Consider the following 9,221-nt stretch of genomic DNA (forward strand, 5'->3'; position numbering starts at 1 on the left):
CACCCGGGACACCCTGTCGAGGATCGTCCGGGTCGAGGAGCGGAGCACGGTCCTGCGCCGGACCGCCGACGACTCCGACCCCTACGAGCGGGTGGTGGTGGCGAACGCCGAACTGCTGCTGATCGTGGTCGCGGTCGCGGACCCCCCGCCGCGCGCCGGCTTCGTCGCCCGCGCGCTCGTGGCGGCCTATACCGGCGGTCTCGATCCGGTCCTCTGCCTGACCAAGGGGGATCTCGACGACCCGTCGGTCTTCGCCGCCGAGTTCGAGGCGCTCGACGTCCCCGTGCTCCGGACGGGGATCGACGACGACCTCACCGCGCTGCACGAACGGATCGACGGTCGGATCTCCGCCATGATCGGCCACTCGGGCGTCGGCAAGTCCACGCTCGTCAACCGCTTGATCCCCGACGCCCACCGGGCGACCGGCGTGGTCTCCGGAGTCGGCAAGGGCCGACACACCTCGACCCAGTCGGTCGCCCTCGAACTGGGTACCGGGGGCTGGGTGGTGGACACCCCGGGGATCCGCAGTTTCGGCCTCGCGCACGTCTCGCCCGACGACGTGGTGGCGTCGTTCTCCGACCTGGACGCGATCGTGCAGGACTGCCCCCGGGGCTGTACCCACCAGGGCCCGCCCGCGGACCCGGAGTGCAGGTTCGACGCCATAGCCGACCCCGCCGTGCACCGGCGCGCCCTGGCCGTCCGCGAGCTCCTCGGCGTCCTGCAGTCCAACGACGCGTGGGCGCTGGGGACCGATCAGGACTGACGCCCCGCCGCGGTCAGAGCTTGAGCTCGACGTCCCCCAACGCCACCGAGATGCACGTCTGGATCCGCTCGCCGGGGCCGTGGTCGGTGCCGTTGCGCAGGTCGCGGACATGCCCCTCGTCGAGTCCCACGACGCAGGTCTGGCAGATGCCCATCCGGCAGCCGAACGGCATCTGCACGCCCACCTGCTCGCCGCCCTCGAGGATGGTGGTGGCACCGTCGAGCTCCACCGTCTTGCCGGTCGAACCGAACGTGACGGTCCCGCCCGAGGCCCCGGCGTCCCGGTTGACCGTGAAGCGCTCCACGTGGAGATCGTCGCGGCCGGTGGCGTCGAAGTGCTCGTCGAGCTCGTCGAGCATCGCGTTGGGGCCGCACGCCCAGGTCGGCCGCTCCGACCAGTCGGGGACGAGGGCGGACATCTGGCGGGAGTCGATGCGGCCCTCCTCGCTGGTGACCCGCAGGTGCAGGACGTACCCGGGCTGGGTCTTCTCGAGGGCGCGCAACTCCTCCAGGAACAGGGCGTCCTCCCTCTCGCGCACCGAGTGCACGTGGACGACGTCGGGGAACGGCTCGGTGACCGAGCGGCGGTCCAACGAGCGGAGCATGCCCATGACCGGCGTGATGCCGGATCCGGCCGTGACGAACATCAGCTTGGGCGGCGTCGGCGTGGGCAGGTGGAAGTCCCCCGCCGGGGCGGCGAGGCGGACGATGGTGCCGGGCTCGACGGTGCCGACGATGTGGTTGCTGAGCAACCCCTCGGGCAGGGCCTTGACGGTGACCGAGTACTCGCCACGACCCGTGGTGGGCGCCGAGGTCAGGGAGTAGGAGCGCCAGGTCCAGCGGCCGTCGAGGAGGACGCCGATTCCCAGGTACTGTCCCGGCTGGTAGTGCGGGGTCGCGCCCCACCCGGGCTTGATGACGAGGGTGACGGTGTCCTCCGCCTCGCGGCGCACCGTGACCACCTCTCCACGCAGCTCCCGGGAGGACCACAACGGGTAGATGAGCGAGGAGTAGTCGTCCATCCGCAGCGGGTGGGTGAGGCGGTTGAGGAAGCGATGCGCGGCCCGCGGTTCGGGAACCCTCGCGGCCGCTGCCCGCAGTACACGGTTGAGTCCACTGGTCGACTCGGTCACTGGTGCCTCCTTGGGGCCGGGAACCGCGCGGCCCGAGGACCGGGCCGACGGTGCCGGAGATGAGAACCTACGGTAGCGAAGGTTAGCGCCTGGCGGACACCGCACGGGCGTGATCCCGGTAACCGGGACGGCCCTCCGGGGTTCTCAGAGCAGATTGAGCAGGAACGGCAGCTCCGCCGCGTCGTACCAGGCGAGATCGAGGTCGAGAGCGTCCCCCACGGTGAGTTCGGCGTCCTCGTCCCCCAGGTCGGCGCGATCCACGGCCGCGACCGCGGCCTCGACTGGGCCGGCCGCGCCCGCGAGGTCCACGTGGACGGCCGCGACCTCGTCCATCGCCACGGTCCCCCTCGTCAGGCGGACGACCGCGGTGTCCAGATCGGGCCGGGGCCGGGCGTCGGCGTCGGGGACGTCCACACTCACCACCACGCGGCGGTACGGGTGCGCCTCGTGCACCGCGCCGGAGTCGATCTCACCGCCGAGCAACCGGAGCGAGGCGCGGGCGGCCTCGAGGAACGCGACGTGCTCGATCTCCTCGGTGTCCCCCTGGGCATACGACTCGACGAGCGCGGGGGTCGCGGCGAACGCGGTCGCGCTGCGTACGGGCATCTCCCCGCCGTCGAGCAGGGTCTCCAGCATCGCGAGCGTGGCAGGGATGAACAGGCGCATGGTGGTGCCTTCCTCGGGTGGGCGGGGCCGGTCGGCGGTCGGTACCGGTCGGCGGGTACCGGTCAGCGGGCGGTCCCGGTGAGCTCGTCGAGTGCCGACGAGATGAGCTCGCCGATCTCCTCCACGTCCGGAACCGCCTGGCGATCCGCCGTGAATCCGCAGTAGACGATCCCCGAGTAGCTGCTCATCGACACGGCCAGCGCCTGACCGTCGAGCAGCGCGGGGACGGGGTAGACCTCGGCGAGCTCGCCGTCGCCCCAGAACATCTTGTGCTGCGGTCCCGGTGCGTTGGTGACGACCAGGTCGTAACTGTCCGACGGCAACATGATCGCCGCCCGGGAGCCCAGCGCGTGCAGGGTGGGCGGGGCGAATCCGGAGAGGCGGGCCAGCGACTTGGCGCCGACGGCCTGCCTCGGGTGGCGCTGTGTGGCCGTCTCCCTCGAGATCTGCGCGAGCCGCATCCGGGGGTTGGGCTCCCCCACCGGCATGCCGATGAGGGCCGAGGCGATCTCGGCGGAGGTCGCCTCGGCCGAGACCTCCGACCCCTCGACCGGTCCGGTCTCCGAGGAGACCGCCATCGGCACGATCGCCCGGAGCGTGTCGGCCGTCGAGAGCGGGTGGCCGCAGGACAGGATCCACGAGCGCAGCGCCCCGCACAGGACGGCCAGGACCACGTCGTTGACCTTGCACCCGTGCTCCCTGGCGATCGTCCGCGCCTGGTCCAGGGGGAACGAGGCCAGTCCCACGCGGCTGCCGCGCGGGCGGGAGGTCCGGAACATCTCCGCCAGCCCCCCGGGCGGTCGCAGGACCGTCAGACTCGCGGCCCCGACCAGACCACGGCTCGCCCTCTCCACCGCGTTGACCAGTCGTGCCGAGCGCCGGACCAACTCCAACGGGTCCGTGGCGATGGTGATGAGCGCGTCCAGGACGAGCACGCCGTCGCCCGGCGAGGGCACGGGGGTCCAGGTGGCCACCTCGTCCACGTCCGCGGACGCCCTCTCGTCGGTCATGAGTACCTGAGCGAGGTCCACGGCGTTGGGGCCGCCCAGGAGGACGTGATGGGTCTTGGTGAGAACAGCCAGCCGCCCGTCGGCGAGTCCCTCGATGAGGTAGAGCTCCCACAGCGGTCGGCCGGGCTCGAGCGGGCGGTCGACCAGCCTGGCCACCAGATCGGCGAGCTGGCGCACGCCCCCGGGAGCCGGCAGTGCGGACCTGCGGACGTGGAAGCTCAGGTCGAAGTCCGGATCGTCGACCCAGACCGCCCGCGCGAGGCCGAACGGGACGTACCGGATGCGCTGGCGGAACCTGGGGGCGTCGGCGAGTCTGGCGTCGACGAACTCCATGACGCGGTCGATGTCCCACGGATCGTCCCGGGAGACGAGCGCGAGGGAACACGAGTGCCGACTCCGCGATCGGGTGGCGTCCCCGAGGAGCAGATCCGCGTCCGCCGTCGCCAGCCTGGTCGCCACGGGTCAGACCGCCTCGTCCAGCCCGAGCAGTCCCCGGATCTCCACGGCCGCACGGTCGAACACCTGGTAGAACACGCCGATCATGCCGGTCTGGACGGCGCCCAGGACGTTCTCGATGGCGTCGTCGACCATGACGCACTCCCGGGGCTCCAGCTCGAGCCGTCGCGCCGCCTCGAGGAACGCCTCGGGATCGGGCTTCTCGACGCCGGTCCGGCCGCTGAGCACCACGTGATCGATGCCGTAGGCGCGGGCGTCCTCACGCACCCGATCGGCCCCCGGCCCCTCGGGCTCGTTGCTGAGGACCGCCAGGCGCACGTCGTTGGCACGCGCACCGAGAAGGATCTCCCGCCAGCTCTCGCGGTCCTCATCCGTGCCGTCCAGCACCCCGAAGTAGTCGACAATCAGTCCTCGCATGGGGACAGCCTAGGCAACGCCCGTCGACGGTGCAGGAGCGGAGCCGGAACCGACCGCCCGTCCCCGTGCGTCAAACGACATAGAAGAACGCGAGACCGGCCCGGTCCTCGCCGGAGGGAGCAGGAGAACACATGGCCCCGACACCCGTGTCACCGCCGTCGACGGGACGATCCGCGCCCTGTCGGGACGCCTCGTTCGACGAGTGCAGGGTCAGACCGCTCCCCTCGACGGAACCCGTCTCCGCTGCCCGACGGCACGACCGGACGAGCCCACCGGTCGCGGATCCGGTGGCGGTCCCGGTGCCCGTGCCGGACCCCGAGCACGCGGTACCGGTCCCGGCGAGGCGGGCGGCCCACGCCCTGGTGATCATGGCCCTCGAGGTCGTCGACCGGAAGCGGGCCCCACACCACACCCGGGGCGCGTTCCCACCCCACCTCGTCGAGATGCTCAGGACCCTGGCCCGCGGAGGGGTCCCCGGCCGGCACCTCGGTCCCGCGCGGGTCCATCGCCTCCACATCCACGCCGCCGATCCCGGGGCCCCCGGCGGCGGGGACTCCCGCGGATCCGGGGACGGTGGCCGCGCCGACTACGAGGTGTGCGCCACGTACGCCCGCGGGCCGCGACTGTTCGCCGTCGCGGCCCGCATCAGGGTCACCGATACCGGGGCGACCTGCACGGCCCTCCGGTTGGTCTAGCCTCGTTCAGCTCTTGCGCCCCCGGGACGCGGCCTTGGCGGCCCGCTCGCGTCGTTCGAGCCGGTCCTGACGTTCCTGGGAGCGGCGCTCGGCGCGGTTCGCCGGGACGCCCTCGTCGACGAGCTGGGCCTCCCCTGTCTCCGAGGGGCCCGAGAACTGCATCTGGTCATCGGTGACGTCGCGACCGGTGCCCGCGGCCTGCAGGATCGGGTTGGCGCCCGCGAGGGACGCCGCCTGCGCCGCGGAGGGGGCGGCCAGCGTCTTCTGCTGGGGGCTGGCCTCGACCTTGACGTTGAACAGGAACGCGACGGTCTCCTCGCGCACCCCGTCCATCATGGCCGCGAACATGTCGTAGCCCTCACGCTGGTACTCGACCAGGGGGTCACGCTGGGCCATGGCCCGCAGCCCGATGCCCTCCTTGAGGTAGTCCATCTCGTAGAGGTGCTCGCGCCACTTGCGGTCCAGGACCTGGAGCATGATCGAGCGCTCCAGCTGGCGCATGGCACCTTCGCCGCCGATGCCCTCGATCTCGGACTCACGCTCGTCGTACCGGGCGAAGACGTCGTCGAGGATCGCGTCCTTGAGGTTCTTGGCCGACAGGTCACCCGCCGCCCCGTACTCGTCGCCGTCGATGATCGACTGCGCGGTGATCGAGACCGGGTACAGCTGCCCCAGGGCGTCCCACAGCTTGTCGAGGTCCCAGTCCTCGACATAGCCCTCGGCGGCGGCACCGTCGACGTAGGCGCTGACCACCTGGTAGATCATCGACTCGACCTGGTCGGTGATGTCCTCGCCCTCGAGGATCCGCTTGCGCTCGCCGTAGATCACGGTGCGCTGCTGGTTCATCACCTCGTCGTACTTGAGGACGTCCTTGCGGATCTCGAAGTTCTGCGACTCGACCTGGGTCTGGGCGTTCTTCACGGCTCGCGAGACCATCCCGGCCTCGATCGGCACGTCGTCGGGCAGGCTCAACCGGTTCATGATCGCCTCGACGGCCGCACCGTTGAATCGGCGCATGAGCTCGTCACCCAGGGAGAGGTAGAACCGGGACTCGCCCGGGTCGCCCTGGCGTCCCGAACGCCCACGCAGCTGGTTGTCGATGCGCCGCGAGTCGTGGCGCTCGGTCCCCAGCACGTAGAGACCGCCGGCCTCGCGGACGCGCTCGGCCTCCTGCTTGCTGAGCTTGCGCATGCGCTCGATCTCGGCGTCCCACGCCTCCTCGTACTCCTCCGGGGTGTCCACGGGATTGAGCCCGCGCTCGCGGAGGTTGAGGTCGGCGATGATGTCCGGGTTGCCGCCGAGCACGATGTCGGTGCCACGGCCGGCCATGTTGGTCGCCACCGTGACCGCGCCCGGTCGACCGGCCTGCGCGATGATCTGGGCTTCCGAGGCGTGGAACTTGGCGTTGAGCACGTGGTGCTTGATGCCCTTGCGGGTGAGCAGCTTGGACAGGTGCTCACTGCGCTCGACGGACGCGGTGCCCACGAGGACCGGCTGCTTCTTCTCCACGCGCTCGGCGATGTCCTCCACGACCGCGGTGAACTTCGACTCCTCGGTCTTGTAGATCAGGTCGGCCTGGTCCTCGCGCGCCATCGGCCGGTTGGTCGGGATCGGCATGACCTCGAGCTTGTAGATCGAGTAGAGCTCGGCGGCCTCGGTCTCGGCCGTACCGGTCATCCCGGCCAGCTTCTCGTAGAGACGGAAGTAGTTCTGCAGCGTGATGGTGGCCAGGGTCTGGTTCTCGGCCTTGATCTCCACCCGCTCCTTGGCCTCGATGGCCTGGTGCATGCCCTCGTTGTAGCGGCGTCCGTCGAGCACGCGCCCCGTGAACTCGTCGACGATGATCACGTCGCCGTCGCGGACGATGTAGTCCTTGTCCTTGGTGAACAGCTCCTTGGCCTTGATGGAGTTGTTCAGGTAGCTCACCAGGGGTGAGTTGGCCGCCTCGTAGAGGTTGTCGATCCCGAGCTGGTCCTCCACGTACTCGACGCCCTGCTCGGTCACGCCGATCGTCCGCTTCTTGCGGTCGACCTCGTAGTGCGTGCCCTCCTCGAGCAGCGGGGCGATGCGGGCGAACTCCGCGTACCACTTGCTCGATCCGTCGGCCGGGCCCGAGATGATGAGCGGGGTCCGCGCCTCGTCGATCAGGATCGAGTCGACCTCGTCGACGATCGCGTAGTGGTGGCCCCGCTGGACCAGTTCCGCGGTGTCGTGCGCCATGTTGTCGCGCAGGTAGTCGAAGCCGAACTCGTTGTTGGTGCCGTAGGTGATGTCGGCGGAGTAGGACTCCCGGCGCTGCGCCGGGGTCATGCCGCCGAGGATCGCGCCCACGGACAGTCCGAGGAACCGGTGGACGCGGCCCATCCACTCCGCGTCGCGCTTGGCCAGGTAGTCGTTGACCGTGACCACGTGGACGCCCTGACCCGACAGGGCGTTGAGGTAGGCGGGCAGGACACAGGTCAGGGTCTTGCCCTCACCGGTCTTCATCTCCGCCACGGCCCCGGTGTGCAGGACGATGGCGCCGACGATCTGCACCTTGTACGGCCGCTGCCCGAGGACCCGGTAGGCGGCCTCGCGGGCCACCGCGAACGCCTCCGGGAGCAGGTCGTCCAGCGTCTCACCCTCAGCCAACCGGGCCTTGAACTCGTCGGTCTTGGCGCGGAGCTCGTCGTCGCTCAGCTTCTCCGTCTGGTCGGACAGAGTATCCACGTACTCGGCGAGAGCGCTGTACCGCTTGAGCTTTCGACCTTCGCCGGCTCGGAGCAGCTTGGAAAGGATGGACACAGTCTCGAACGTCCTCGTGGTCGGGTTGATCGGGAAATCTGGCTACCTGCGCGGGGGCCACGCGGGCCCTCGGTTCATCCTAGGTGCTGTCGGCCGCCGATACACGCCGAGGGCGGCCCGGTCCATGCGGACCGGACCGCCCCCGGGGCGTATGGGCTGCGACCGTCAGGCCTCGTCACTCAGCGTGATGAGTCCGTAGTCGAACGCGTGCCGCCGGTAGACGACGGTGGCGTTGCCGGACTCGGTGTCCCGGAAGAGGTAGAAGTCGTGTCCCACGAGTTCCATCTTCTCCAGGGCTTCGTCGACCGACATCGGGGTCCCGTCGTGCTCCTTGCGGCGCACGATCTGGCCGGGGAGCTGGTCGTCGACCCCGTCCGCGTACTCGTCCATGACATCCGCCGGTGCCGCCTCGGGCGCGAGCTCCGCGGTGGCCTCGGCGACGGACTGCGGTCGACGGTGCCCGGAGTGGCTGATCTTCCGGCGGGTGCGTGCCTTGCGCATCTGCCGCTCGAGCTTGGCGACCGCCGACTCCAGGGCGGCGTAGAAGGTGTCCTCCGCCGCCTCGGCGCGGGCGACACCCGGCTTGCCCTTGAGGGTGATCTCGATCCGCTGGCTGGCCTTGGCCAGGCGTGGGTTCTTCTCGTGCAGAAGGACCACGTCGAACCGGGTGATCGCGGGCGAGATCTTCTCGATCTTCGCGAGCTTGGTGTGGATCCGGGTCGCGAAGTGGTCGGGGACCTCGACGTTCCGGCCCTTGATGGTCACCTGCGCATCAGGGGCACCGGGGTCGTCGGTCGACGGACCGTCGAAGGTGGCGGGGTCGAGCAGGACTGCGGGGGTCTTCGCCATCGAAGCTCCTCCTCATCGGGCCTGCGGCGGGCCTCTGCGACCGACCCGGTTACCGCCCGGGACCCCGGTCGAGGGGCACACCCACATGGCTGAGTGGACACTCTCCGGACGGGGCGACCACCGGACAAATTCAGTGAAAGTGCTGGTGAACCCCGTCCGAACCCAACGATACCCGGTCGTCTGGGCAGTGGACCGTAGTCGCGGCAAGTCGTCCGGAACTCACCCACGGGCAGCCCCGGACCTCACGCGGCGGTGACCCCGAGCACCCCGTCGACCCGCAGCCCGCCCTCGCCCAGCACCCCCACACACGCGGCGGCGGTGGCCCCCGTGGTGACCACGTCGTCCACCAGCAGGACCGTCGCCGGGGTCCCGATCAACTCCTCGACCGTCGACGGGGCCCCGGGCGTGGCCAGGATCAGGGTGCCCCGCGGCCGCCGGCGGATCCGGCC

At 70.5% G+C, this 9,221-nt stretch carries 8 protein-coding genes and 1 pseudogene; 2 read left to right on the top strand and 7 right to left on the bottom strand.

Annotated elements, in window-relative coordinates:
* Positions 1 to 763, top strand: a 763-nt coding sequence (gene rsgA, locus G6028_RS10500; protein WP_182658821.1) for a ribosome small subunit-dependent GTPase A, incomplete at its 5' end; no start/stop codon positions are given.
* Positions 764 to 776: 13 nt separating this feature from the next.
* Here the strand turns inward: rsgA and G6028_RS10505 are convergent.
* The 4 genes from G6028_RS10505 to G6028_RS10520 form a co-directional block, all read right to left on the bottom strand.
* Positions 777 to 1,895 (bottom strand): ferredoxin reductase, encoded by a 1,119-nt coding sequence (locus G6028_RS10505; RefSeq protein ID WP_179524788.1) that lies wholly within the window; start codon positions 1,893 to 1,895, stop codon positions 777 to 779.
* 144 nt (positions 1,896 to 2,039) lie between these two features.
* On the bottom strand, positions 2,040 to 2,561 hold the full coding sequence (locus tag G6028_RS10510) for a DUF6912 family protein (protein WP_179524787.1): 522 nt from the start codon (positions 2,559 to 2,561) through the stop codon (positions 2,040 to 2,042).
* 62 nt (positions 2,562 to 2,623) lie between these two features.
* The gene (locus G6028_RS10515; protein WP_179524786.1) at positions 2,624 to 4,030 is read right to left on the bottom strand and encodes a wax ester/triacylglycerol synthase family O-acyltransferase; all 1,407 of its coding nucleotides are present in this window, start codon (positions 4,028 to 4,030) and stop codon (positions 2,624 to 2,626) included.
* Positions 4,031 to 4,033: 3 nt separating this feature from the next.
* Positions 4,034 to 4,444 carry an HAD family hydrolase gene (locus tag G6028_RS10520; RefSeq protein WP_179524785.1) on the bottom strand — a complete coding sequence of 137 codons (411 nt, stop codon included), beginning with the start codon at positions 4,442 to 4,444 and terminating at the stop codon, positions 4,034 to 4,036.
* Between the two features lie 131 nt (positions 4,445 to 4,575).
* Here G6028_RS10520 and G6028_RS10525 point away from each other — a divergent pair, with 131 nt between their 5' ends.
* Complete coding sequence (locus tag G6028_RS10525) at positions 4,576 to 5,139, top strand: Rv3235 family protein (RefSeq protein WP_241730677.1); 564 nt, start codon at positions 4,576 to 4,578, stop codon at positions 5,137 to 5,139.
* A 6-nt stretch (positions 5,140 to 5,145) separates the two neighbouring features.
* Here the strand turns inward: G6028_RS10525 and secA are convergent, their stop codons facing one another.
* The 3 genes and pseudogenes from secA to G6028_RS10540 all read right to left on the bottom strand — a co-directional run.
* Positions 5,146 to 7,923 carry a preprotein translocase subunit SecA gene (gene secA / locus G6028_RS10530; RefSeq protein WP_179524783.1) on the bottom strand — a complete coding sequence of 926 codons (2,778 nt, stop codon included), beginning with the start codon at positions 7,921 to 7,923 and terminating at the stop codon, positions 5,146 to 5,148.
* A 165-nt stretch (positions 7,924 to 8,088) separates the two neighbouring features.
* Positions 8,089 to 8,772 carry a ribosome hibernation-promoting factor, HPF/YfiA family gene (gene hpf, locus G6028_RS10535; protein ID WP_182609975.1) on the bottom strand — a complete coding sequence of 228 codons (684 nt, stop codon included), beginning with the start codon at positions 8,770 to 8,772 and terminating at the stop codon, positions 8,089 to 8,091.
* A 242-nt stretch (positions 8,773 to 9,014) separates the two neighbouring features.
* Positions 9,015 to 9,221: pseudogene (locus G6028_RS10540) on the bottom strand (ComF family protein); the annotation flags it as partial.

It is taken from the genome of Dietzia cercidiphylli (genome assembly GCF_014145145.1).
In the GTDB taxonomy this organism is placed as follows: Bacteria; Actinomycetota; Actinomycetes; order Mycobacteriales; family Mycobacteriaceae; genus Dietzia; species Dietzia natronolimnaea.